Raw genomic sequence first — 22,486 nt, 5'->3', positions numbered from 1 at the left:
GATTGTTTTATTCATTTGTCCGTGTGCTTGTGCGTATTTTTGTATTTATTATTAATGGAAATGCGCATTATCAATATAAGGAACGCCTGCCCAAAGGGAATTATATTTTAGTTGGGCCCCACCGGACATGGTTTGATCCGATTTATTTTGCACTAGCAGCCAGTCCAAAAAAATTTAGTTTTATGGCAAAAAAAGAACTTTTCAAAAATCCGATTTTAAAATGGATTCTGGATCACGCCAACGCTTTTCCAGTGGACCGGGACCATCCCGGCCCCTCAGCAATTAAAAAACCCGTCAGAATTTTAAAAAAATCAGATTTATCGCTTATCCTTTTTCCATCCGGGACTCGCCATTCAGAGCAATTAAAAAGTGGCGCAGCACTCATTTCACAATTGGCGAATGTACCACTGGTTCCAACCGTTTATCAGGGACCATTAAGCTTTAAACGGTTATTCAGCCGAAAAAAAGTCACAATTGCTTTTGGTGAACCAATTTATATCGACCGGAAACACAAGCTGGATGACAACTATCAAAAAGAAGTTGAACAGCAGATGCAAACCGCTTTTGATGCTTTAGATTACGCCGTCAATCCCGATTTCAAATACGTTGACATTTCAAAGAAAAATACAACCGACAAAATTGAATAATTAATCATCTATGAACATTGATGATATCAAAAAAGAGGCCAAGTCAAAATTCTTTGAATGGCCTCTTTATTGTTGACTAAGATAATGCTATTTCTTACCCATATTGCTTTGCATTGTATGCATCATCTGATTCAACTTCTTTTGAGAAGGTTTTTGACCCATCTGTAACATTAATTGACGCAATTGATCTTCGTTAAATGGCGGATTTTCTTTCAAGTACTTTTCCATATATTTACGAGCACCGTAAAAACCACCAATTAAACCAATGACCAAGGCCACAATAACAATTAGAATCCAAATCCAAGTTGCCAAAACAAGGCCTCCTTATATAGTCTCATTGGTTAATTTTACACAATTCTTAAAGAAAATAAAAGCCTAATTGTAAAATGAGCTAAAAAAGTCATTATTAATGGTTAGTCGTCTCGAAGTCCCTTATGACGTTGAATGTTTTTCACCTTTTTTGAAGTGATTTCTTTGCCACTTTTATCATAAACTTTCATTAACTCAATTTGGCTCTTAAAGTTTTCTCGAAAACGAGCAACATACTTTTTACGTAGTTCAGCTCGTTCAATTTTTTCAACTTCTGTTAATCCTTCATTCTTTGCTTTGTGTGCTAATTCATTAATACGGGGAACGATTTCCTTTAAAACGTTATCACCGATTTTTGATTGTAGCTCTTTTTTCTCTTTTTCATTCATAGATATTCCTCCAATAAGACTATTATAACAAAAAAAGTTAAAATTACACGAACGTGTGTTTGAAATCTATTCAAACTTATGATACGATTAAAACAACAATTAAAGTAACTTATGAGGTGTCGGAAAATGGCAAAGAATTCTGAAAGTAAGCAATACAAGATTTTACACTATATTTGGGAAAAAGTTAATGATAAGGGTTATCCGCCAACCGTTAGAGAGATTGGCGAAGCGGTTAATCTTTCTTCAACATCAACAGTTCATGGTCATATCAATCGGTTACAAAAAAAGGGTTATATTGTTAAGGACCCCTCAAAGCCAAGAGCACTTGAAGTCACGGCTGCAGGGATGGAACTGTTGGGCATTGCACCTAAGCAAAAACAGATTCCAATCTTAGGAACTGTCACCGCTGGCGAACCTATTCTCGCTGTAGAAGACGCAACTGATTATTTCCCGTTACCACCACAACTTGCGCAGGATGACCAGACCCTGTTTATGTTACAAATTCGTGGCGAAAGTATGATTAATGCAGGCATTCTAAATGGCGACTATGTCGTGGTTCGTAAGCAAGCTTACGCCGACAATGGCGATATTGTTATTGCTATGACTGATGAAAATGAAGCGACCTGCAAGCGATTCTTTAAAGAAAGTGATCATTTCAGGCTTCAACCAGAGAATGATACAATGGCGCCTATTATTCTGACTAAGGTTAGCATCTTAGGCAAGGTCGTTAGTCTATATAGAAATGACATCGACTAATAGTTTAGCCACTTCAAAAGAGTTCAAGATACAATGTGTCTTGGCTCTTTTTTAGCACTCACATAGACTGCCAGAGAAATCTTTCAATCTAATTGACTTATTTTTTCTCTGAATTTGATTCACTTTGATTAGTCCAAGGACTGATCATCTCCCGATCCATTTTTGGTCAAGTATATTCTTCTATTCTCTTTGCGTCCTTTTAGAACAAAGCAACTATTATCCGAAGAGACATCAAACAATTTGTCTTCTTCATTGAGTGGTAAAAAGGTTTGATACATTTCTTGATATTGCTCAATTGTGATTCGAGATCGCTCAGATAGTATCGTATCCATATCAGTTTTTAATTGCGATCTATCAAATTGATCACTTAATCGGCCACTATAAAATTCTCCCTGAGCTCCTGAACCATAACTGAAAAGACCAATCAGATCATCTTGATTCAGCGCTTCCGAGTTTGACAATAAAGAAATTAAACTTAAATATAGAGAACCAGTATAAAGATTCCCCACAAGCGCATTATACATTCTAGAGGCTTCAAATTGTTCTAATATAGCCTCTGGATGTTTACTTTGATCAATAATTGAGCGAAGCGCCTTCAAGCCCATTTTCGTATACGGGAGATGAAAAGTTAATGCTCGAAAATCATCAATTGTTCTATGGTATTTTTGCCGGTAATCCGTCCAAGTTTGTTGAAAAAAATCAACATAAATACTATTTGAATAATGACCATCAACGACAGCATCATGGCGATAAAGAGGCCGCCAAAAATCCATAATGTTATCAGAGTGAAACGATCTTTTGTCTTCCACTTCTAGGATTCGTGGGTTCGAAGAAATCACCATTGCAACAGCCCCACCACCCTGAGTAACTTCTCCAGGCGTATTCAGACCATATCTAGCAATGTCAGCAGCCAGTACCAACGCCTTACTTTCAGGGTGTAAACGAATATGATCCACTGCCATTTGAACACCAGCTGTGCCACCATAACATGCTTGTTTAATTTCAAAAGATCGCGCCTGTTTAGAAATTCCAAGTAACGACTGGACATAAATAGCGGCAGATTTTGAATTATCAATACCTGTCTCGGTTCCGAAAATTACCAAATCAATTTTTTCTTTATCGCCCTCACTCAAAATCTTTTGGGCAGCATTAGCCGCCATTGTCACAACATCTTGAGTTGACGGTATAACGGCTTGCTTTTTTTGCCCAATACCAATTAAATATTTCCTTGGATCTTCATTCCGTGCATGGGCTAGATCAACCATATCAATAAAATATGGTGATGTGTAAAAACCGATTTTATCAATCCCTACTGTCATCCAAAAAACTCCTTTATAAAAGAATGAGACCAAGATACGGCTTTTCAAACATCAAGCAGAGTATCTTCGTCTCATTATGTATCAAGCAGCATCTTTGTAACGATCATTCTATTCAATAACAAAGTGAATTTTATACTGATCTTTCCCAGTTATCGAATCAATAACCAATCCCTCGGTCAAATTGCCTGCGAATACGAAACCTTCGTGCTTATGACCGGTTGAGGTGAATGTCCATTGAATAACCTGCGAACCACCTGTTGGGGAACCAAACACTCGAATCCCTGACAGTTGCCCATATGAATTATCCGAAAGAACGACTTCTTGATTTCCTAAATTTGCATTAATATTTAAAGTTAACATATAACTCTCCCACTTATTCGATTATCTAACATAGTAGTGTATCATAATTGAAATCTGTTTTCTATTCAGGTATGGTTAAGTTAAGATTTTATTAATCAACTCGAAGGAGGATTATCAGATGAAAATTCATATCCATCGCTCCAAGGAGCATCGAGTCATTGCCGGCGTTATTGGTGGATTAAGCGAAAAATATGACTGGGATCCACTACTTGCGAGAATTGTTTTTCTGTTACTCGCATTTACTCCTCTGTTCCCCGGCTTTATTGCTTACCTGATCTTGTGGATTTTAATGGAGGATCCGATCTGAGTGATTTTTTGGCCAAAATATATAACCATAAGTGTAATGCCAAAAACACAATAAAAAATAAGGTAAAACATTCAAAAAAGAATGTATCCGGCAGCATATTAATAACTGGGTCCAGATCCGGGTCGAAAATCCAATCACTATTTCGAAACAATAGCTCATGAAAATAAATAAATACCTGTTCGAAATTGACAATCATAATTGAAACAATCACTAACGAAAAGATGACCACCGTTTTTATCGGTGTTAAAAGCATCCACGTTAGTGATTTTTTATTTAACCGCCGTACAAGTACAAATGACACCGGAACAAAAATAACTGCCATAACATTATTAAAAATAACTAAATGTCTCACATCTTTAAAATGCTGAAGGCCATTTGGCGAGCTGATAAAATATTTAAAGTTCAATGAATTAGTTAAAGGGTTTTGAATATAATTAATCATTCGCAAGTATTCTTCGTGCATCCTTTCGGCGGACATGCCGGTTGCAGCTGATAAGTGTAATGCATGAATGTTCAGGTCAAAGAGCCAAACCGAATTAATTGTCAAAAAGATCGCAAATGATAAACATCCCAATAATATGATAAGTGCGTACCCGATTTGTTGCATTGTTAGTTTCAAACTAAGGCCGCCATTCATCTAAACTGTCGATTTGATAGGTCGGTAAAATTGATTCTGAACGAACCTGCTCCTTGGTGGAGAGCCCTGTATATACCAACAGTGTATCTACGTTGGCATTTATACCGGCCTTAATGTCTGTATTATAGTTATCCCCTACCATCACGACTTCATCTTGACTCAATCCAATTTTTTTCAAGGCACTTTCAATAATTCTGGCTTTGGGTTTTCCGATCATAATCGGTTGTTGTTGGGTCGCGTATTCAACAAACTTTACAACAGAGCCTGCACCAGGCATCATACCGCGTTCTTTAGGGATGTTTGTATCGGGATTGGTACCAATGAACTTAGATCCACTTCGAATCGCCAAAACAGCTTCTGACAGCTTCTCATAGGTTAAATCCGAATCCAATCCAACGACAACATAATCAGGATGATCAGATTCTAAGCGAAAGTTATTTGCTAAAATAACCTGCTTTAGACCAATTTCGCCAACAATGTAAACCGACGGGGCAACTATTTTCTTATCATCATTCATAAAATCTACAGTTGCCATTCCAGATGTATAAACATTTTCCGGCTTAACATGGATATCATGATTTTCGTCTAAATTTTTGACGACGTCTCGCGGCAATTGTGTCGAATTATTTGTTACAAAAAGAAATGGTATTTTTTTTGCTTGTAGTCGTTCAATAAAACGTTTGGCGGCAGGAATTCGCTTTTTTCCTGCATAAACCGTTCCATCAAGATCGATAAAATAGCCTTTGTAGTGTTTCATTCTTTTATCCCTTCGACAATTAATTTTTACTTTCACGAATAATAAAGTGATGTTTATGAGATTTTTCCTCAGTTTTAACAATCAAATTCTTTCTCTTCTGAAGAGGGGGCTTTACGGGTGCTACTTTTTGTTCAACAAATGCATGGTTGCGACTATTCCGACGATTATTACGAGACCGTCCCCGACTCGAGCGATGACGACTACGTGTACTTCTTGATTTATGGACGATCGGTCGGGCTTCAAGATTATGAACGACAAAATAAGCCGCACCAAAATTAATGTCTTCAAGCAAATAATCATTGAGTGCAGAAATAAACGGGCCGGTGACAACCTCTCTGTCGTCATTATAAAACCCCTTGAGACGTAGCTGGCCATAACCCCAGTCGCCAACAATGAAATCAAATTGGCTTAAAGCCGGATTGTATCGACGAACAAACTCTTCAAATTGAAAACCATTTTGAGAATTCAACTCAACTTCATATTGATGATTATTAATGCTGAATTCGGTTTCCGAATCACGCTGAATCTGTGCAAGCGGATGACGTTTTTCATCCTGTTGTGCAATTAAAACATCAAGCTGTTTACGGTCCATACTGGTCCTCCTTTCATCCGTTAATAGGATAGTGTTTAGCCATATAATCACCAAAGACATCCCTTAGGTTTTCATCATACAAAATTTCGTTATGACCCACAATTTCTAATGTTGGAAAAAATGGAATGAATAAATAATGATCGGGCATTGCAATTTGATATTTTTTAATTGGGGAAACCAGTTCTTCACGATAAAATAGTCTACCGGTATCCGAATCATATCTCAAACCGCTATAATGAAGCTCGCCAAATACCTTCCCCCGAAAGCCCATGCCTTTTTGAGGAAATTTAATTAAGAAGTTCCGATTCTTTTCCATTTCTTTAATTAATCTCCAAAGGTCATAACCACCTAAAGTCACTCTCATAACATGCATTGCATGAGGAAGCATTTGATGCAATTCATTTCTATCTACAATTCCCTTTGGAAGATCACGAAGAAATAGTCCGGAGCTTAAAATACCAGCTGACGTATTTGCCTTCTCCATAATTGCATGTAACCCTTCATTTACTAATCGTGAGTTTCCAGTCAGGCTTGTCGTCATTGGTGCCTTAATTCTAGCTAATTTGTTTCTGGCTAATAATTTTTCACCGGTCTCTTCATAGCCTTCAATCTCTTCTTGATCTTCAGGAAGCTCAGGAAGCGTACTGGTTTTGACCACCATTGCATCACTGTCAGTAATTTGATGCGAATGATCGACCGTAAGCGTTATCTGACCAATATAATGTCCCCACTTTTCAGCAGCTGCCAATAGAGATGTGTTGACACGCTGGCCGTGGACTAACAAATGATGCGTGTGAGAGCCGATAATGACATTTAGTTCGGGAAACTTTCTTGCCAGTAATTGATCCTCTGGGAGCCCTAAATGAGAGAGTAGAACGACAATATCATATTGCCCAGCATACCTTTTTAAAAGTTTTGGAAGTATCTTTTCCGGTTCAATTGGGCGCCATCCTAAAATAGGGTATGTTAGCAAATAAGGAGCTGTCAAACCTAAAATCAAGATACGTGTTTTTTTAGGAGTTGTGATGATTTTTGCCGGTTGAGACCATTTTGGCATTAACTTGGTTTTCATATCCAGTATATTGCCAAGAATGACGTCAAAATTTGCATCATTATAAAGTTGATTCAACTGTTCGTGTGTATTGGTAAGCCCTTCGTTATTTCCAATTGTGACTGCATCGTAATGAATTTGATTCAGTAGTTCAACATTTGCTTGTCCATTTGTGACCTCAGTTAGAGGATGGACGCGATCCACAGCATCGCCTAAATCTACGGTAATAACTGATGAATTCTTTTCAAGTAATAATTTATTCCTGGTTTCTAAAATATATCTGCGAATTCGTGGCCAATTTTCAAAATGCGAATGCAGATCATTTGTATGCAAGATTGTTATTTTTTCCGTCATGAGACCACCTATCATTGTCGTTTTGCAAAATCGATTTGTTTTTGCGCCACCATTTCCTCTATTTCCTGCTGTGAAAAGGGCGTACCAAATGGGGGTTTATGTTTTAAATAATCAGCCTCCGGTGTATCTACACCAACGTTAATATTCTCTTTAATTGGCACCGAGTAGTGATGAATATGACCATGAAGATTAATAATTTGTTTGACAATCCCCATCATCATAGGATAGTGCGTCATATAATACTGACGGTGATTCATTTTAATTAGGACGCCAACATCATGGAATTCAAATTTTAAATGGTTCCCTACTAAATAATTATGTTTTTCAAGATATTTAAATAAGTTTCTCGAATCATGATTTCCTTTAATTAAAATAAGCCTGCCATTTAGTTTTTTTAAAACTTCAAAAATGCGTTGATAAGCGTCCTTTTCCGGTCGAGTATGAAGAATTGCAATATCTCCCAAGTGGTAAACAACATCATCCTTACCAACTCGCCTATTCCAATTTTCAATAATCGTATCATTCATATCTTCAACTGTTAAAAAAGGTCGGGGCGCAAATTCACTAATTCCAAGTAATCTTTCATGAAAAAAATGAGTGTCGGCCGTAAAAAATTGCATTTAACATTCTTCTTTCAGACGCGATAGTTACTTTAACCATAATAACACCGCTACTTAATCTTTTCCCGCTATTATAACGAAAATAATGAAGACTGGGAACAAAATCGTTTTGGTCCCAACCTTCATCATTATTCAATGATTAATTTTCTGATTCAACCTTATTTGTAACTGATTTACCAACGAACAAGATCAGTAACCAAAGTAATGATCCAATTAACGCAATCAGCGTATCTGTCTTCAAAAGTAGGACAATGCCAACGAAAATCAGGAACGCTAAGACAAAATAATCCGAAAATGGATAGAGTGGCATTTTAAATGTTAATTTATCTGAATGCCTTCCCGCTTTGATTACTTTGCGGTAGCGCAAATGAGCTAGAACAATCATCCCCCAAACGAACAAGAAACAAGTCGTTGTAACACTCGAAATAAAACTAAAAACATTTCCAGGCATTAAAATACTTAGAACAACAATTAATGCGATGACGCAGGTTGAAAATAGAATTGCATTAAATGGAATTTGCCGTCGAGATAATTTACCAACTGTTTTGTGAAATTTGGACTTCCCACTGTATGTTAATGAAAACATCATTCTACCGGTTGTAAAGATTGAACTATTACATGCCGAAATGGAAGCTGTCAACACAACAAAATTGATAATGGTTGCTGCAGAACGAATTCCAATTCCGGAAAAGACCTGTACAAACGGACTGGAGGTTGGTGAAACGTGCTGCCACGGGAAAATACTCATTAAAGCTAATAGTGATCCAACATAAAAAAGTAATACTCGCGTTGGTACTTCATTAATACTTTTGGGAATTGTTACTTCGGGATCTTGTGTTTCCGAAGCGGTCATACCAATCATTTCAATACCGGCAAAACCAAACAGAACCATTTGAAACGAAAGGACAAACCCAGATGATCCGTTTGCAAAGAACCCACCGCTTACAATATTACTTAACTCGGCATGTCCGAATGGGGTCTTGTAATGGACAAGTACCAAAACAATCCCAATAATAATCAAAGCAACAATAGCAGCGATTTTAATAATCGAAAGCCAAAATTCGGTTTCTCCAAAAGCAGAAACAGCAATGATATTTACTAAGAACAAGATCGTTAGTACAACCAATCCGGTTAACCAGACTGGAATCTTCGGGAACCAAAACTGAACATATAATCCCGTAGCGGTTAAATCCGCCATAGCTATGGAAATCCAACACGTCCAATACGTCCAGCCAATGACGAATCCCGCCTTATCTCCCAAATATTTTTTTATAAAAAATACAAACGAATTACCGCTGAGATCCGATAAAAGTAATTCCCCCAGCGCTCGCATTAGTAAAAAGCACGCAAACCCCGCTAATAAATAAGCAAGAATTATCGATGGCCCCGCAAGATGAATCGATTGACCAGCACCTAGAAAAAGCCCGGTTCCAATCGTTCCACCAAGAGCAATTAATTGCACATGACGGTTTTTAAGACCTCGTGAAAACTGATGATCGTCATTTTGACTCTCCAAAAAAAGCGCCTCCTTCTTTTCAAGTTAAAATAAGAATCAATCAAATACTTCAAACAAAGAGGCCGAAACAAAACAAACTGTTTTGCATTCAGCCTCCACAAAATTGATTAGATTAAACAAAACTTGAGTAAATACTTTCAGTGTACTAAAAATGTATTTATTTTTACGTTCGTGGATAGAAATTAATTACTTACGCAATCTTTCAATATCACGGACAATCATTAACTCTTCATCAGTTGGAATCAAGAGTGTCTTAACGGTAGACCCTTCAGCAGAAAGATCTCTTTCTTCACCACGAATATCATTCTTCTTAGGATCGACCTTGATTCCAAAGTAACCAAGCTTGTCTGAGACCTCTTGACGAATCATAATATCGTTTTCGCCAATACCGGCAGTAAACACTAATGCATCAATGCCACCCATTTCAGCAACATAACTTCCGATATAACGAATAATCCGATTTTTAAAGATTTCACGTGCCAACATTGCACGATGATTTTCATGCATGACACCTTCAATTTCACGCATATCGGCTGAAACACCCGAAACACCTACTAAACCGGACTTATGATTTAAAATGTCTACCATGTCATCCATATTTTTAATACCGGCTTTGCCCATCACATACTGAAGTGCAGATGGATCAACATCACCCGAACGTGTTGCCATTGTAATTCCTGCAACTGGTGAAAATCCCATCGATGTATCAAAAGATTTGCCATCCTTAATGGCATCAATAGAAGCTCCGGCACCCAAATGCAAAATAACAAGCTTAAGATCTTCCAAAGGTTTGCCAAGAATAGATGCAGCACGCTGGGAAACGTATCTGTAGCTGGTTCCATGAGCACCATACTTACGAACTTTATAGTTTTGATAGTATTCGTAAGGTAGGCTGTACATATAATTCACTTCAGGCAGTGTCGTATGGAAAGAAGTATCAAAAACTGCGATACTAATAATATTTGGTAAAATCTTCTTAAACGCCTTAATGCCAAGAATAGCTGCAGGTTCATGAAGTGGTGCGAATTCAGTTAAACCTTCAATTTTTTTGATAACATCATCATCAATAATCACTGAGTCCTTAAAATCTTCACCACCAGCAACGATTCGGTGACCAACACCAGTAATTTCACTGTAGTCTTTAATAATATTTAAGCTTAATAATTTGTCCAGAACCAATTGAATTGCTTGTTCATGATTATCAATATCAAGGGTATCTTTATACTTTTTACCATCATCATATTTAATTGAAACAGATGAAGAACCAAGACCGATTCGGTCAATGGCACCACTTGATAAAACCGTTTCTTCAGGCATTTGGAACAATTTGTACTTTAATGTGGAACTACCAGCGTTAATTGCAATCGATTTTCCCATCGTAATATTACTCCTCTATATATTATTGTAAAAGATCCTTCTTTTGCCAATCATCAATTTCAGTTAAAAACTTTTGAAATGCAGGTTGATCTTTAAATGATGGAAATTCTCCCAACATAATCGGACTTGCCTGTTTAGCATTTCCACCTGAATTCTGCAAAATCATAATCGCCTTTTGAGACGCTTTATTTTGAAAAAGTTCGGTTGGTAAATTCAAAAGACCTTGTAAATAAACATTACCCTGCATCCACTTAAGAAGTTGCTTGGCCTCACTCGTCTTGAAAATCTGACTTGGAACGAGGAAAAATCCATAACCACCTTTTTTAACGTGATCCATGGCAAATTCTATCAATAAATGATGAACGTATGAATGACCATCATTTGAACGCGTGTTAAATCCTTTGGTATTCTCGTCGATTGGATAATACCCAACCGGCAAATCACTCACAGCTATGTCTACTACTGGTGCGAGTACGTTTTGGATCGCATCCTCATGGAACAATTCGGCATGAATGTGCTGAATATCAAAAGAACCGGCCGCCAGTTCAAACATGGCATCATCATTTTCAATTCCGGAAATTGACGGTTTGACGTGAATGCTTTTATCAAGTTGATTATAGATAGCTGTCAACAAGTTACCTGTTCCCATTGCTGGATCAAGCATACTTAGTTGTTTTTGACCATTAAAGATTCCGGAAATAATATACCCAACAATATTTGCTATTGTGTCCGGAGTGATTTGATAATTGGCCTGAATCCTGTCTACTCGAATTGCCTTCAGTATTGCCATCTGAATCGCCTTACGAAGGGTTTCAGAATCATACTTGTCTCGATCAAACTCGGAATAAATACGAGAAACCTTCTTGGCATTTTCATCGGTCAGGTCCAGAGCATTAACATCATTACTTTGAACAGTATCCAGCACTTCAATCAACGAATCAAAATACGATTGATCCTTTTGCTTTTGAACAATCTCTGTTGTTTCGTTAAGTACACTAAAGAAGCGTTCGATTTGTCCTTCTGTCAGAACACTCAACTCCTTTTCACAAATTACTATAATACTACTAAATACTACCAGAAAAGGCTTTAACAATTCAAGTGACTTTACCAGAATATTAATTAATGATTAGCGATTGTGAACTGTTGGACAGGTACGCTTTCTTTCTGTCTGCTTAGAAGTTTTCTTTGACGCTGTCGATATGTTTGTGTCATGGATTCAATTGTACTGATGTTTCTTTGATAAGAAACACACTGAAAAATAAGACACGCCAACATCATGCTGATAAAAACAAGCGCAACAACTGTCAGAGAGCCATTTTGATGATTACTGGCGATCACTCGGCAGTTTAGAATACGCTTGATAATGTTCACCATTTTCAAACTTAACATCTGTGTTTAACCGCCCTTCTTCTTTGTCCCAATACACTCTGCCCACATTTACTAACGTCGGAACATGCCCCAGGTGATCACCTGTGAATCTCAACATATTTTTATATTGCTGCATGTGATACTTCTTCTTAGTGTTTGGACTATATAAAATAACATCATTGTTAGATACTTTAACAACCCTAAAATTAAAATGATCGGATTCCAGTAAATCAATGTATGAATAAAAATTAATCAGCTGATTATTAGAAGCACGTCCAACATAAACCAGCATGGTCGTAATTGTCCAGATTGCAAAAACACATACAAGTAGACTAATCATGCTTTCGGCTAACAGATAGCCGTGACGATGTTTTCTACTCATTCCTCAACAAATCCTCATAATGCTTTCGTTCAACTTTCAACGTTTTCTGACTTTGGTCAATCTGATCATTCATTTGATGGGTAATGCCAATATAAAAAAGGCTGAACAGAGAAATAATTGTGAGCCCAATCAACGAATCAATTAAGGTGAACCCGTCCTTAGTTTTTCTTTTCAATTCTAAAGCCACTCCATCCTAATTGTATTTTTTGTAAATAGATTTCTTTACCGGATTTTGATTGCCAATAAATGGTTGTCGGCGAAGCGTATCCGTTTGAATTAATAAATAAGTGTCGGGCATTGTGGGGGACTAATCCGTTTGGGCACTTAAGCACCTGCTTTTTTATTTTTTGATGATATGGTTTAAAAACAACTTGTTGAGGTTTAGTTTCAATCATCACTTCATACTTGCAATGATTCACTCTGGCTGTCTGTTGGGCTTGCGTCCAGCATTCCTGAAACGAATGCCAGAATAAACGATTTTCAATATGGTTGCCTTTAATGAATGAGATCAAAACCAAGTTAATCAATAGCACACACGAGACAATGCCGAGGTAAATGATTAATTCCAATACGGTAAATCCCTTTCTACCTGTCATCATTTTTTGAAATTTTTATACCTTCGTGTCTGGCTTGTGATACTTGTTTTTTGGTTAAATAGCCATCTTTTGATAAGTCATCATATGAAACATGCTCGTCGTCAGGATGCTGGCTTTGATATGCGTCGACTTGTGCCTGCACCATTGACTGCATTGCAGAAGTATGCACTGTTTGAGCGCGCTTACGCTGATTGGATAGGTTGGGAATTACTATCATAATTAGAAGAGAGATAATAAAAAGAACAATTGTCATCTCAATTAAAGTGAATCCTGATCGCGTCTGGTTTGTCATGTCTTTTGTTATTTTTTTCACGGTTAATAAAGTCCTTTCACTGAATCATATATCGGAATTAACAATTGAAAATATGTTGCCACAATCGTGACCCCAATCATGAGAAACATCGTCGGTTGAATAAAGGCAATTAATTTATCAGTTGCTAAGAGAATCTCGTCAAACATCAGTTTTGAATATGCAGTCATTGAATTAGCCATCTCGGTAACCGTATCACCTGAATTCAGGAATTTAACAATTTCTTTTGGAATAAAATGATGCGTCTCAACAATTTTTTTCAATGAATTGCCCTTTGTAAGGGATGTGTTTAGCATCTCACCTAGTGCATATATAATCGAATCAGTTTTCTGTGCACAAAGGACCGAATAAATTTCTTTAACGCTTAATCCGTTTCTCAAAAGTGTTGCCAGGTTGCTGGCTAAATAATAAGCAATGTAACGTTTAAAAATGGAACCCAAAAATGGGATTTTAACAACAATCTCAGCTTTCTTAAGAACCGGTTGCTTAAAAAAACCTATCGTTAAAATGATTAATATAGTGCCAATAGCTAGGCCGATGACTTCAAGAAGATGAAAATCAATCAATTCAGGTTGCGCCGTTGAAACACTTGGCAGCAACGTTTCAATTTGTGGGAATACAAAAGTATGAATAACAATGATCAACGTTAGCAAAATGATACAAAGAAATGCAGGATAAATCATGACGGTTTTGATTTTTTTGATTTGCTTAAGTTTCAGTCGATTGAACGTTGCCAATTCGTTCAAAACATCTCGTAGTTGGCCATGCTTTTCAGAAATTAGGATTTGCTGATATGCCTGAGAACTAATAAGCGGTTGAACACATTTTGAAAAATCTGAACCCGTTTCCAATCCATCAATAATTTGTTTCGTCCCTGATTTCAAATGCTGGTCGGTTTCACAAATAAATTTCAATGCCGCCGTGAGTGAGAAACCAATTTTCAGTAAATTAGCCAGTGTACTGAAAAAATCAGCCTGAACTGCTATTGGCCACCGTTTAACCGTACCAAAATTGTTCGGCAGTTTTTCTAGTAATTTGTTGATTAACAATTGCCTGCTCAAGACCATTTTGCCAGTCCTCCCAATCATAAGTATTCGTCTTCATTAATTCCTGGAGTGTGTGAGTTTTTAACAAAACTTTTTGTTGACCGTCTATTGTTGGAATCAACCGTTGATAACAAACGGCCGTTAATGCCTGGGAGATAAACGGTCTGTCGATACCTAATTGCGATAATCGATCGACCACACCACGGGGACTTTGCGCATGAATTGTAGAATAGACTAAATGTCCGCTAAGTGCTGCTCTTATAGCCGCTTTAGCTGTTAACTCGTCCCGAATTTCACCAACTATAAAGACATCCGGACGATGTCTCAACCCAACTTTAATAAGATCAGAATATGCCATCCCCGCTTCCCGATTAACTTGCAGTTGTAAATAATTCGGTTGTTTAATTTCAACCGGATCTTCAATTGTCATCACAATTTTTCCTGCTGATGTCTGGTTTACCAGATTATAAATAGTCGTTGTCTTCCCAGATCCGGTTGGGCCGGAGAAAATAACGAGACCGCGACGACTCGTCATTTGTCTCACTTTTTTTAAAGCTTCCAGATCAAAGAAAGCAGTCTTGATTTCTTCCAGATCATAAATAATTCTGACAACCATCGATTCAGCACCAGAAAAATCCCCAACGGACGATAAACGCAGCGAATATTGCCTATCGGCTACCTGCCAATCCATTGAACCAATTTGTGGCCGACGTAATTCGCTTAATGCCATATCGGCCATGTATTTACAATAGTTCATCATTCTCCTGGCTCTTACTGCCGACATTATTTTCCAATCCATCAATGATTCCGAATTTCGAATTTTTATCACATATTGATCATTAACTGGAAGAAAATAGATATCACTCGCATGATAGTTAATTGCCGTGTTATATAATGTGGCAACTTGTTCATTAATTTCCATTTTTTCACCTCACAATAATTACATACGAGGTCAATCAGAAATTTTTTCGAAAAAAAAAGCTAAACCAAAACATTTCTGTTTTGATTTAGCGTTAGACTAAATATCTTAAAAATAATTTAGTTAAGTTTAACTATTTTCTGGTAATACAGCTGCTTCATAAACATCTTGAACATCATCATTATTTTCAAGTTCGTCGATCAAACCGCTATATTGAGAAATTTTATCTCCAGGAACTTCAGTTGTTGTTTCTGGAAACATTCGTACTTCAGCAGTGTCCAAATCATAACCCTTTTTTTGCAACTCATCACGCACAGCGGCTAGAGATGAAGGATCGGTAAAAATTTGAAATTCACTATCTGTTGTCTTCATGTCATCAGCACCGGCGTCTAATGCATCCATCAACATATCATCTTCGCTTTTATCCAAGCCGTCACGTAAGACCTCAATATATCCCTTACGATCAAACATATAAGAAACGGATCCACTGGCACCCAATGAACCGCCATGATGTGTAAATGCTGAACGAATAGCAGCAGCGGTACGATTCTTGTTATCGGTTAAAGCAGAAACCATGATAGCTGTTCCACCAGGACCGTATCCTTCATAAGTGATTTCTTCGAATTTAGCTCCGCCAAGTCCCGAAGCCTTATCAATAGCACGTTGAACGTTATCTTTTGGCATGTTGGCAGCACGAGCTTTTTCCATTACCAACCGTAATTGAGGATTGTTTTCTGGATCAGGATCACCTGCTTTAGCGGCTTGATATAAGTCACGTGATATCTTTTGGAAAATCTTTCCACGTTTAGCATCCTGAGCGTTTTTACGTCCCTGAATGTTATGCCATTTTGAATGTCCTGACATAATGACTCCTCTTTTCTAAAATTTATTAGCTAGTTTCAAACATACGACAATATCTTACCAGATACGAAGAACGGTTTCAAGCCAACGCAAAGAATCCAAATCTTTACAGCGCCAATAACAAAACCTAAATAAAAGGGCAGCAATTGATCCAGAGTCTGCTTAATATAGAAAAGCTAACCGTCTAATAACTATCATGACTCTCCTATCTGTTGTATGGTCGATGATCTATTTTGTTGATTCGCGCTTCATAAGCCCATAAGGAAGTAAGACGTTTTTCTCGTCAACATCTTCATTGTTCATGAGTTTTGTGAGCAGTCTCATAGCGACGGCACCAATATCATATAGCGGTTGCGTAATTGATGACATCTTTGGCCGAACCATTTCCGTTAATTTCGTATCATTACTTGTAATGATTTCAAATTTATCCGGTACCTTAACACCGGCATCAGACATCCCATTCATGATTCCTGCAGCTAATTCGTCATCAGTTACCATCGCAGCTGTCGCGTTAACTGACATTAAAGCTGGTTGCAACAACGTTCCGGTCTTGTATGTATCATCCGTTTCAAAGACCAGTTTGTCATCATAAGGAATTCCCGCACTTTTAAGCGCTTTTTTATACCCTTCAAGCCGGAATTTACCATTAATTGCCTGCTCGAGTGGCCCACAGACAAACGCAACTCGCTTATTCCCGCGATCAATCAAATTTTTAACTTCTTCTTGAACTGCTGCCACGTAATCGATATTAACACTTGGCTTCAAGTTTTGTTCATCAACTGAACCTGCAAGAACAATCGGTGTCTTGGTTCGTTTAAATTCCTCACGCAGTTTATCAGTAATTTCATTACCCATAAACACAATTCCGTCAACTTGTTTTGACAAAAGTGTATTAAGAACCTTAATTTCCTTTTCACTATTTGAATCAGAGTTGGTTAAAATAATGTTGTATTTGTACATAGTAGCTACATCATCAATTCCTCGCGCCAACGATGAAAAATACATGTTGGTTACATCAGGCACAATCACACCAACCGTGGTTGTTTTTTTACTTGCCAATCCTCTGGCAACGGCATTTGGCCGATAATCCAATTTTTCAATAACGTCTAACACTTTTTTTCGAGTTGCCGGCTTTACATTGGCATTTCCATTAACAACTCTTGAAACCGTTGCCATAGATACATCAGCTTCTCTGGCAACATCATAAATTGTAATTGTTTGTTTATCCATTTTAATAGCCCTTTCTATCGAGATATAATAAGTTTTCACGTATTTTCAAAACATCATTCAATATACCAAATAAAAACGATTACGGCAAACTGAAAACGTTTTCAAATAAATCATAAACTACCCTCTGTGAAAATTCAAGTGAAAACGGTGATTTATGACAAATCGAGCAAATTATCTATGCTATACTGTTTGTAATCTACTAAGGAGTTGTTCTGACACATGGATAAAATTGAAAAGATACAGCGCTGGCTCTCTGACAATAATAGAGATATTGCTTTAATCAGCGATCCTAAAACCATTCAATACCTAAGCGGTTTTTATAGCGATCCCAACGAGCGAGTCCTACTGCTGGTCGTCTTTAAGAATTCTGACCCTTTCTTGTTCGGGCCGGCACTTGAAACGCAAGCGATCAAAGAATCAGGATGGTCAAATCCGGTTTACGGTTACTTGGATCATGAAAAGCCTTGGGAAATGATTGCAGACCAAATTCATGCCCGCAATACAGCCGAAACAAATTTTGCAATTGAAAAGGCTAATATGTCTGTTGAATGGCTTGAACTGGTAAAGAGTGAATTTCCAACCGGTGATTTCTCTGTTAATCTTGATCAAATGCTGGATCAAATGAGAATAATTAAAAGTGCAGATGAAATCGAGAAGTTAAAAATTGCTGGAAAATGGGATGACTTTGCATTCAAAACCTGTTTTGAGGCCGTAAAAGCCGGTAGACCCGAATCACGCGTCGCCGCAGAAATGTCTTATGCACTAATGAAGAACGGTATCATGGAATTGAGCTTTCCACCCCTTATTCAATCCGGCACTCACGCAGCCGAGCCTCATGGTGCTACTTCAGATAAGAAAATCGAAAACAATGCTCTGGTCCTCTTTGATCTTGGAACAGTTTGGGATGGTTATATTAGCGATGCAACCAGAACGATTGCGGTAGGTAAACCAGATGACAAATCGATGGATATCTATAAAGTTTGTTTAGAAGCACAATTAACTGCTCAAGAGGCCGCAAAACCGGGAATAACTGCAGAAGAACTGGATAAAGTTGCTCGCGACATCATTACAAAGGCCGGCTATGGTGACTATTTCAATCATAGGTTGGGTCATGGAATGGGCATGAGTGAACACGAATTTCCTTCGATCATGGAAGGAAATCAATTAGTGCTACAGCCTGGTATGTGTTTCTCAATTGAACCAGGGATTTATATTCCAAATGTTGCAGGCGTTCGTATTGAAGATTGTATCCACATTACGGAAAATGGCAATGAACCGTTCACACACACAACCAAAGAATTACAGTATTTTGGTTAACATCAGACACTAAAGAAGGACCACCGCTCACACATAAGTGCGTCGGTGGTCCTTTACCTTTTCTGATTCAAAGGCTATTGATTATCTGAATGATCTTGATTCGGCTGAGAATTTGAGTGATCCTCAGTTTCATTGTCTTTCTCTTTATCTGTATTGCTTAAATTCGCATCATTTTGAGTATCAGATTCGGTTGCTTTTGAATAATCAGAATCATTAAACGCATCCCTGGCATCTACAATAATGTCATCCTGATCGGCTTTTTCCTCAGCTGAAACATCAGTCCCATCAGAATCTTTGGCAGTTTTAAATGATTTTGCTTTATCAGCAAAGCTAGAGGAAGCATCTTTTACGTTCCCTTTCGTGCTGTTCAATTCATCCTTAAAAGCATCTTTAAAATCACTTACAGCATCGTTTGCATAAAACGCATAATCAACTGCTCGATCTCGTAATTCATCTGTTTTTTCGCGGAAGTCACGCTTTAAACGGTTCTTTTTCGTTTCATCCATTTTCTGATAAGCAGCATACAATCCTGCTCCTAGTAATCCTGCAAATAAACCGCCTACTAATTTTTTTCCCATAACAAACATCCCTTTTCAAATTAATTGTTAAGATCGGTTCTTTTTAGCTTGTCGATGTTTAGCAAACATATTCCAAGCCGTCCGTCCGACTGTTCCTGCAATGCCTGCAGTTGCACCTTTTTTACCTGTATCTTTAACTTTTGATGTCAGGTTATGAGTTGCTTTATTTAAATCAGAAACGCTCTCACCTAAATCAGCTGCAGCTTGAAATACCGGCGTAACAATGTTTAACTTTTCATCAACATCTTTTACTAACGTATTGGAAGTTGCCATTATCTTATCCGTCTGTTTCGCAATAACATCTACATTACTTGTCATTGAACGAATCGATGAATTAACTTCAGAAATTGTCCGACTTACCTTTAAAAGGAACATTCCAATAAAAATAACTAAAAGTAAGAATGCAATTGCTGCGATAAGCCCTGCGATTTGCCCAGCTGTCATGTTCTTCCTCCTTGTGCAACGATTTACTTTAGAATAGCATTCTAGCAGGGCTTTGACAATAAAATTGTTTATTCTGTCACGACATTTTATGTGTAGACTTGTATCAGACAGCGTTTTTTTGATAGTATGAATGAAATAGATTCAATGTAAGGATGGAAAGTCGGAAATGCAACTAAAAAGCATAATGATCTTTGCCATTAACTGGCAAAAATATATTAATTTTATTGATTGGCAAAAACTACTCGTCACCATTAGTGAAAAAATAGGTATCTTAGTTTTTTTCACTATTTTAATGCTGATTTTTCGAAAGATCGGCAAATCGCTCATTAATCACTTTTTTAAACGATACCGAAAAAAATATCAAGATACCGTCACTGAAAAAAGAATTCGAACATTTCATACCTTGTCTATTAACGTGCTGAGTTACATTCTATGGTTCTTCTGGTTATACTCCGTGCTTTCCACCTTAGGAGTACCTGTGGGGACGTTAGTTGCGAGTGCCGGTGTATTTAGCCTGGCAATTGGACTAGGTGCTCAAGGGTTCGTGACGGACATTGTGAGTGGCTTCTTTATTCTTCTTGAAAAACAAATTGAGGTTGGCGAGTATGTTCAAATCAACACTATTCGCGGCACAATTACTGCAGTTGGATTAAGGACAACACAAATTGTTGGCGATGACGGAACACTTAATTTTATTCCAAATAGGACAATTACGACAATTGCGAATATGTCTCGTAATAACATGACTGCCATGATTCAAGTTGGTATATTGCCCGAAACGCCAATTGACAAAGTCATTGAGGTCATCAATCAAGTCAATCAACAAGAAGTCCCCAAATATTCAGATATTATCGGAGACCCGAAAATCATTGGTACAATAAACCTACCAGATGGCAAGTTGGTTGTTCAGGTAAATATTACAACAAAAAATGGCGCTCAAGCTGAAATTTCGCATCGCTTTTTAGCTTCATATCTATCCGAGCTTAATAAGCAGGGCATTCAATTACCAACAAGCCCGGTAGTTCTTCATAAAACACAATGAATCATGTTGAACATCAATCAGCACGCCTTTTCAAAACATGCTAAAACTATATTTTATAAGAAAGTAACCTAAAAAAGGACATACTAACCTAACGGTAGTCAAATACCGAAAAAATTAGTATAATTTAGTTAGGTAAAGTATTTTATTGACCAACGAGCGCTTTCGCTCGTTGGTCTTTTCTATACTCTTGATAACTTGAACCAGTTTCAATCATGGCATAGGTAATCCTAAGCAGTTTATGAGCTAATGCGACTACTGCCTTTTGCGCACTCATATGACCTTTTAAACGATAGAAAAAGTCTTTTAATCCAGAGCAGGTTTGTCTTTTCGCACCTAGCGCTGCGGTTACCAGGGCAGTTTTCAAATAAACATTTCCATGCAAAATGTGACTGCTTTTGGATTGGCCAGCTGATTCATAATTTCCAGGACATAGGCCAGCCCAAGAAGCCAAATGATGAGCGGTCGGAAACGGGCTTACATCTGTCCCAACTTCGGCGATCACAATTTGGGCAATGTGTTTACTAATCCCTGGAATGGTTTGAAGCCGAAGATACAATTCTTCAAGTGGTTGAAGTTGTTCTTCAATTAGTAATTCCAAGGCATGAATTGCCTGTTGAACATCTGCCAATAATGCAAGTTCAATCTTTAAAATTTGGCGATCACTAGGAGACAGACTGCCGTCTAAAGCAGCGACAATCATTTCCGGTTTAGCTTTTAGCTTGGCGTGCATACATTTAGAAACTGTTTGCAGGTTAATCGGTTTTCCTTGGATTAATAAAACTAACAATTTCTGGCCAGAACTACCAAAAATATCCGTTACATAGGTCGTTAACTTAATGTTTGACCGTTGAAGGATATTATGAATCTTGTTTTTAATACTCGTAGCCGTTTCAGTTAGGGACTTGCGTGTACGAGTTGATTCGCGCAATTCTTGAATTGGCCGTGGTGGAATAAAACTAGCAGCGACTAATCCCAACCGAGCTAATTCGGCGATCCATTCCGAATCCTTTTGATCAGTCTTTTTACCCGGAATATTTTTAATAATTCTGGGGTTACATAAGACCATTTTGAAACCATAAGGTTCCAAAATTTGCCAAACCGGCCGCCAATACTGACCGGTACTTTCCATTAAGACGACTTCAACTTCCTTTTCTAACAGCCAGTTCGCGCATTGACGCAATTCGGGTGATGTTGTTCCGTAACGCCGACTGTTCTTCCGGGGCTTTTGATCAGCTCGACCAATTAAAGTGGTGAGGGTGATCTGTTTTTGGTGTACGTCGATTCCACAACACTTCTCTGTAATGACATCCATGTCAGCACCTCCATTTAGAATAAAAGTTGGCGGTTAACCTTACAGCCTTGAGGAATGAAATTTTATAAGCGTGCTCGAAGCAACAATGGG

General features: G+C 37.7%; 28 protein-coding genes. 5 read left to right on the top strand and 23 right to left on the bottom strand.

Annotated elements, in window-relative coordinates; genetic code table 11:
* Positions 1-2: 2 nt before the first annotated feature.
* The gene (locus tag GQR93_RS07110; protein ID WP_035444749.1) at positions 3-647 is read left to right on the top strand and encodes a lysophospholipid acyltransferase family protein; all 645 of its coding nucleotides are present in this window, start codon (positions 3-5) and stop codon (positions 645-647) included.
* Positions 648-734: 87 nt separating this feature from the next.
* On the opposite strand, the gene GQR93_RS07105 is transcribed toward GQR93_RS07110, so the two are convergent.
* Positions 735-959 (bottom strand): YneF family protein, encoded by a 225-nt coding sequence (locus tag GQR93_RS07105; protein WP_003553769.1) that lies wholly within the window; start codon positions 957-959, stop codon positions 735-737.
* 101 nt (positions 960-1,060) lie between these two features.
* On the bottom strand, positions 1,061-1,345 hold the full coding sequence (locus GQR93_RS07100) for a DUF896 domain-containing protein (protein ID WP_003553767.1): 285 nt from the start codon (positions 1,343-1,345) through the stop codon (positions 1,061-1,063).
* 126 nt (positions 1,346-1,471) lie between these two features.
* Here GQR93_RS07100 and lexA point away from each other — a divergent pair, with 126 nt between their 5' ends.
* Positions 1,472-2,101, top strand: coding sequence for a transcriptional repressor LexA (lexA, locus tag GQR93_RS07095; protein WP_003553765.1), 630 nt, complete (start codon positions 1,472-1,474; stop codon positions 2,099-2,101).
* A 128-nt stretch (positions 2,102-2,229) separates the two neighbouring features.
* On the opposite strand, the gene GQR93_RS07090 is transcribed toward lexA, so the two are convergent.
* Both GQR93_RS07090 and GQR93_RS07085 read right to left on the bottom strand, forming a co-directional pair.
* Positions 2,230-3,420 carry a hydroxymethylglutaryl-CoA synthase gene (locus tag GQR93_RS07090; protein ID WP_003553763.1) on the bottom strand — a complete coding sequence of 397 codons (1,191 nt, stop codon included), beginning with the start codon at positions 3,418-3,420 and terminating at the stop codon, positions 2,230-2,232.
* A gap of 108 nt (positions 3,421-3,528) precedes the next feature.
* Positions 3,529-3,780, bottom strand: a complete 252-nt coding sequence (locus tag GQR93_RS07085) for a hypothetical protein (protein ID WP_003553761.1) — start codon at positions 3,778-3,780, stop codon at positions 3,529-3,531.
* Positions 3,781-3,898: 118 nt separating this feature from the next.
* On the opposite strand from GQR93_RS07085, the gene GQR93_RS07080 reads away from it, so the two are divergent.
* Entirely contained in the window at positions 3,899-4,087 is a 189-nt protein-coding gene (locus tag GQR93_RS07080) for a PspC domain-containing protein (RefSeq protein ID WP_003553759.1), read from the top strand.
* On the opposite strand, the gene GQR93_RS07075 is transcribed toward GQR93_RS07080, so the two are convergent.
* The 16 genes from GQR93_RS07075 to ccpA all read right to left on the bottom strand — a co-directional run bounded on the left by GQR93_RS07075 (position 4,041) and on the right by ccpA (position 17,703).
* Positions 4,041-4,724: a TIGR01906 family membrane protein gene (locus GQR93_RS07075; RefSeq protein ID WP_003553757.1), complete on the bottom strand. Its 684-nt coding sequence runs from the start codon at positions 4,722-4,724 to the stop codon at positions 4,041-4,043. The two genes, GQR93_RS07080 and GQR93_RS07075, sit on opposite strands and share 47 nt — an antisense overlap.
* Entirely contained in the window at positions 4,708-5,481 is a 774-nt protein-coding gene (locus GQR93_RS07070) for a TIGR01457 family HAD-type hydrolase (protein WP_035444748.1), read from the bottom strand. Before GQR93_RS07070 ends, GQR93_RS07075 begins: the two co-directional genes overlap by 17 nt.
* Positions 5,482-5,500: 19 nt before the next feature.
* Positions 5,501-6,073 (bottom strand): YutD family protein, encoded by a 573-nt coding sequence (locus GQR93_RS07065; RefSeq protein ID WP_003553753.1) that lies wholly within the window; start codon positions 6,071-6,073, stop codon positions 5,501-5,503.
* Between the two features lie 13 nt (positions 6,074-6,086).
* Entirely contained in the window at positions 6,087-7,478 is a 1,392-nt protein-coding gene (locus GQR93_RS07060; RefSeq protein ID WP_225430284.1) for a bifunctional metallophosphatase/5'-nucleotidase, read from the bottom strand.
* 11 nt (positions 7,479-7,489) lie between these two features.
* On the bottom strand, positions 7,490-8,098 hold the full coding sequence (locus tag GQR93_RS07055) for a metallophosphoesterase (RefSeq protein WP_003553750.1): 609 nt from the start codon (positions 8,096-8,098) through the stop codon (positions 7,490-7,492).
* A 139-nt stretch (positions 8,099-8,237) separates the two neighbouring features.
* Positions 8,238-9,614, bottom strand: a complete 1,377-nt coding sequence (locus tag GQR93_RS07050; RefSeq protein WP_003553748.1) for an amino acid permease — start codon at positions 9,612-9,614, stop codon at positions 8,238-8,240.
* Between the two features lie 186 nt (positions 9,615-9,800).
* Positions 9,801-10,991 (bottom strand): acetate/propionate family kinase, encoded by a 1,191-nt coding sequence (locus tag GQR93_RS07045; protein ID WP_003553746.1) that lies wholly within the window; start codon positions 10,989-10,991, stop codon positions 9,801-9,803.
* A 22-nt stretch (positions 10,992-11,013) separates the two neighbouring features.
* Positions 11,014-12,084 (bottom strand): class I SAM-dependent methyltransferase, encoded by a 1,071-nt coding sequence (locus GQR93_RS07040; protein WP_003553744.1) that lies wholly within the window; start codon positions 12,082-12,084, stop codon positions 11,014-11,016.
* Positions 12,085-12,315: 231 nt separating this feature from the next.
* On the bottom strand, positions 12,316-12,741 hold the full coding sequence (locus GQR93_RS07035; protein ID WP_003553742.1) for a ComGF family competence protein: 426 nt from the start codon (positions 12,739-12,741) through the stop codon (positions 12,316-12,318).
* On the bottom strand, positions 12,734-12,916 hold the full coding sequence (locus GQR93_RS07030; protein WP_003553740.1) for a hypothetical protein: 183 nt from the start codon (positions 12,914-12,916) through the stop codon (positions 12,734-12,736). Before GQR93_RS07030 ends, GQR93_RS07035 begins: the two co-directional genes overlap by 8 nt.
* Positions 12,900-13,310 (bottom strand): hypothetical protein, encoded by a 411-nt coding sequence (locus tag GQR93_RS07025; RefSeq protein ID WP_225442054.1) that lies wholly within the window; start codon positions 13,308-13,310, stop codon positions 12,900-12,902. Before GQR93_RS07025 ends, GQR93_RS07030 begins: the two co-directional genes overlap by 17 nt.
* 16 nt (positions 13,311-13,326) lie before the next feature.
* Positions 13,327-13,629 carry a competence type IV pilus major pilin ComGC gene (gene comGC, locus GQR93_RS07020; protein WP_187117469.1) on the bottom strand — a complete coding sequence of 101 codons (303 nt, stop codon included), beginning with the start codon at positions 13,627-13,629 and terminating at the stop codon, positions 13,327-13,329.
* Positions 13,630-13,652: 23 nt separating this feature from the next.
* Positions 13,653-14,714, bottom strand: a complete 1,062-nt coding sequence (locus GQR93_RS07015) for a type II secretion system F family protein (protein ID WP_035444747.1) — start codon at positions 14,712-14,714, stop codon at positions 13,653-13,655.
* Positions 14,644-15,615: a competence type IV pilus ATPase ComGA gene (comGA, locus tag GQR93_RS07010; RefSeq protein ID WP_003553733.1), complete on the bottom strand. Its 972-nt coding sequence runs from the start codon at positions 15,613-15,615 to the stop codon at positions 14,644-14,646. The genes GQR93_RS07015 and comGA overlap by 71 nt, the downstream gene beginning before the upstream one ends.
* 126 nt (positions 15,616-15,741) lie before the next feature.
* The gene (locus tag GQR93_RS07005; RefSeq protein WP_003553731.1) at positions 15,742-16,476 is read right to left on the bottom strand and encodes a YebC/PmpR family DNA-binding transcriptional regulator; all 735 of its coding nucleotides are present in this window, start codon (positions 16,474-16,476) and stop codon (positions 15,742-15,744) included.
* A gap of 225 nt (positions 16,477-16,701) precedes the next feature.
* Complete coding sequence (ccpA, locus tag GQR93_RS07000) at positions 16,702-17,703, bottom strand: catabolite control protein A (protein WP_035444746.1); 1,002 nt, start codon at positions 17,701-17,703, stop codon at positions 16,702-16,704.
* Between the two features lie 219 nt (positions 17,704-17,922).
* Between ccpA and GQR93_RS06995 the strand changes: the two genes are divergently transcribed.
* Positions 17,923-19,020, top strand: a complete 1,098-nt coding sequence (locus GQR93_RS06995; protein WP_003553726.1) for a M24 family metallopeptidase — start codon at positions 17,923-17,925, stop codon at positions 19,018-19,020.
* Between the two features lie 74 nt (positions 19,021-19,094).
* Here the strand turns inward: GQR93_RS06995 and GQR93_RS06990 are convergent, their stop codons facing one another.
* Entirely contained in the window at positions 19,095-19,607 is a 513-nt protein-coding gene (locus GQR93_RS06990) for a YtxH domain-containing protein (RefSeq protein WP_003553725.1), read from the bottom strand.
* A gap of 18 nt (positions 19,608-19,625) precedes the next feature.
* Positions 19,626-20,042: a DUF948 domain-containing protein gene (locus GQR93_RS06985; RefSeq protein WP_003553723.1), complete on the bottom strand. Its 417-nt coding sequence runs from the start codon at positions 20,040-20,042 to the stop codon at positions 19,626-19,628.
* A 166-nt stretch (positions 20,043-20,208) separates the two neighbouring features.
* On the opposite strand from GQR93_RS06985, the gene GQR93_RS06980 reads away from it, so the two are divergent.
* Entirely contained in the window at positions 20,209-21,084 is an 876-nt protein-coding gene (locus tag GQR93_RS06980) for a mechanosensitive ion channel family protein (RefSeq protein ID WP_003553721.1), read from the top strand.
* A 142-nt stretch (positions 21,085-21,226) separates the two neighbouring features.
* Here the strand turns inward: GQR93_RS06980 and GQR93_RS06975 are convergent, their stop codons facing one another.
* Positions 21,227-22,396 (bottom strand): IS110 family RNA-guided transposase, encoded by a 1,170-nt coding sequence (locus tag GQR93_RS06975; protein ID WP_003555409.1) that lies wholly within the window; start codon positions 22,394-22,396, stop codon positions 21,227-21,229.
* Between the last annotated feature and the right edge of the window lie 90 nt (positions 22,397-22,486).

This window comes from Lentilactobacillus hilgardii, from assembly GCF_009832765.1.
Taxonomy (GTDB): domain Bacteria; phylum Bacillota; class Bacilli; order Lactobacillales; family Lactobacillaceae; genus Lentilactobacillus; species Lentilactobacillus hilgardii.
Note: the sequence above shows the minus strand (reverse complement) of the source record. Positions and strands in the feature narration are given on the sequence as shown.

Bases quoted from the DNA above. Each gene is read 5' to 3' on its own strand.
- GQR93_RS06990 (WP_003553725.1), bottom strand. From the start codon at position 19,607: ATGTTTGTTATGGGAAAAAAATTAGTAGGCGGTTTATTTGCAGGATTA.
- GQR93_RS06975 (WP_003555409.1), bottom strand. From the start codon at position 22,396: ATGGATGTCATTACAGAGAAGTGTTGTGGAATCGACGTACACCAAAAA.
- GQR93_RS07055 (WP_003553750.1), bottom strand. From the start codon at position 8,098: ATGCAATTTTTTACGGCCGACACTCATTTTTTTCATGAAAGATTACTT.
- GQR93_RS07065 (WP_003553753.1), bottom strand. From the start codon at position 6,073: ATGGACCGTAAACAGCTTGATGTTTTAATTGCACAACAGGATGAAAAA.
- GQR93_RS07080 (WP_003553759.1), top strand. From the start codon at position 3,899: ATGAAAATTCATATCCATCGCTCCAAGGAGCATCGAGTCATTGCCGGC.
- GQR93_RS07070 (WP_035444748.1), bottom strand. From the start codon at position 5,481: ATGAAACACTACAAAGGCTATTTTATCGATCTTGATGGAACGGTTTAT.
- GQR93_RS06980 (WP_003553721.1), top strand. From the start codon at position 20,209: ATGCAACTAAAAAGCATAATGATCTTTGCCATTAACTGGCAAAAATAT.
- GQR93_RS07035 (WP_003553742.1), bottom strand. From the start codon at position 12,741: ATGAGTAGAAAACATCGTCACGGCTATCTGTTAGCCGAAAGCATGATT.
- GQR93_RS07085 (WP_003553761.1), bottom strand. From the start codon at position 3,780: ATGTTAACTTTAAATATTAATGCAAATTTAGGAAATCAAGAAGTCGTT.
- lexA (WP_003553765.1), top strand. From the start codon at position 1,472: ATGGCAAAGAATTCTGAAAGTAAGCAATACAAGATTTTACACTATATT.
- GQR93_RS07015 (WP_035444747.1), bottom strand. From the start codon at position 14,714: ATGGTCTTGAGCAGGCAATTGTTAATCAACAAATTACTAGAAAAACTG.
- comGA (WP_003553733.1), bottom strand. From the start codon at position 15,615: ATGGAAATTAATGAACAAGTTGCCACATTATATAACACGGCAATTAAC.
- GQR93_RS07045 (WP_003553746.1), bottom strand. From the start codon at position 10,991: ATGGGAAAATCGATTGCAATTAACGCTGGTAGTTCCACATTAAAGTAC.
- GQR93_RS06985 (WP_003553723.1), bottom strand. From the start codon at position 20,042: ATGACAGCTGGGCAAATCGCAGGGCTTATCGCAGCAATTGCATTCTTA.
- GQR93_RS07075 (WP_003553757.1), bottom strand. From the start codon at position 4,724: ATGAATGGCGGCCTTAGTTTGAAACTAACAATGCAACAAATCGGGTAC.
- GQR93_RS07090 (WP_003553763.1), bottom strand. From the start codon at position 3,420: ATGACAGTAGGGATTGATAAAATCGGTTTTTACACATCACCATATTTT.
- GQR93_RS07005 (WP_003553731.1), bottom strand. From the start codon at position 16,476: ATGTCAGGACATTCAAAATGGCATAACATTCAGGGACGTAAAAACGCT.
- comGC (WP_187117469.1), bottom strand. From the start codon at position 13,629: ATGACAAACCAGACGCGATCAGGATTCACTTTAATTGAGATGACAATT.
- GQR93_RS07100 (WP_003553767.1), bottom strand. From the start codon at position 1,345: ATGAATGAAAAAGAGAAAAAAGAGCTACAATCAAAAATCGGTGATAAC.
- GQR93_RS07060 (WP_225430284.1), bottom strand. From the start codon at position 7,478: ATGACGGAAAAAATAACAATCTTGCATACAAATGATCTGCATTCGCAT.
- GQR93_RS06995 (WP_003553726.1), top strand. From the start codon at position 17,923: ATGGATAAAATTGAAAAGATACAGCGCTGGCTCTCTGACAATAATAGA.
- ccpA (WP_035444746.1), bottom strand. From the start codon at position 17,703: ATGGATAAACAAACAATTACAATTTATGATGTTGCCAGAGAAGCTGAT.